Annotated in this window: 1 protein-coding gene; it reads left to right on the top strand. The window is 69.4% G+C overall.

Annotation, left to right across the window (positions count from 1 at the left end; translation table 11 throughout):
• A partial coding sequence (locus AC04L7_RS19550) for a glutamate synthase-related protein (protein WP_475513827.1) occupies positions 1 to 1,008 on the top strand: 1,008 nt, incomplete at both ends.

Below are 1,008 nucleotides of genomic sequence, written 5' to 3'. Positions count from 1 at the left end.
AGCTCGCCCAGGGCGCCAAGCCCGGCGAGGGCGGTCAGCTGCCTCCGCAGAAGGTCTACCCCTGGGTCGCGCGCACACGCGGCGGCACGCCCGGCGTCGGCCTCATCTCGCCGCCGCCGCATCACGACATCTACTCGATCGAAGATCTGAAGCAGCTCATCTTCGACCTGAAGCGGGCCAACCCCGAGGCGCGGATCCACACGAAGCTGGTCAGCCAGTCGGGTATCGGCGCAGTGTCCGCGGGTGTCGCGAAGGCGCTCAGCGACGTCATCCTGGTGTCCGGCCATGACGGCGGCACGGGCGCGAGCCCGATGAACTCCCTCAAGCACGCGGGAACGCCCTGGGAACTCGGCCTCGCCGAGACGCAGCAGACGCTCATGCTGAACGGCATGCGCGACCGCGTGGTGGTGCAGGTCGACGGCCAGCTGAAGACCGGACGCGATGTCATCATCGGCGCCCTGCTCGGCGCCGAGGAGTTCGGTTTCGCCACCGCCCCGCTGGTCGTGAGCGGGTGCATCATGATGCGGGTCTGCCACCTCGACACCTGCCCGGTGGGCGTCGCGACGCAGAACCCGGTGCTGCGCGAGCGCTTCACGGGCAAGCCGGAGTTCGTGGTGAACTTCATGGAGTTCATCGCCGAGGAGGTCCGCGAGATCCTGGCGGAGCTCGGGTTCCGCTCGATCGACGAGATCGTGGGGCGTGCAGAGCTCATCGAGGCGAACGCGGCCCTGCAGCACTGGAAGGCGGAGGGTCTCGACCTGAGCCCTGTGCTCGAGGGCCCCGCGTTCCCCGCGAGCGAGCCGCGTCGCAGCCGCCGCACCCAGGATCACGAGCTCGAGAAGCACTTCGACGTGCAGCTCATCGACATCGCGAAGCCCGCCCTCCTCAACGGAGAGCCGGTCGTGGTCGAGCTGCCCATCGCCAACACCGAGCGGGCCGTCGGCACGATGCTGGGTCACCAGGTCACGTCGCGCCACGGCGCCGCGGGCCTTCCCAGCGGCACCATCG

The sequence above is a fragment of the Pseudoxanthomonas sp. LjRoot204_2 genome (assembly GCF_056175765.1).
This window is presented reverse-complemented; position numbering and strand designations above follow the sequence as displayed.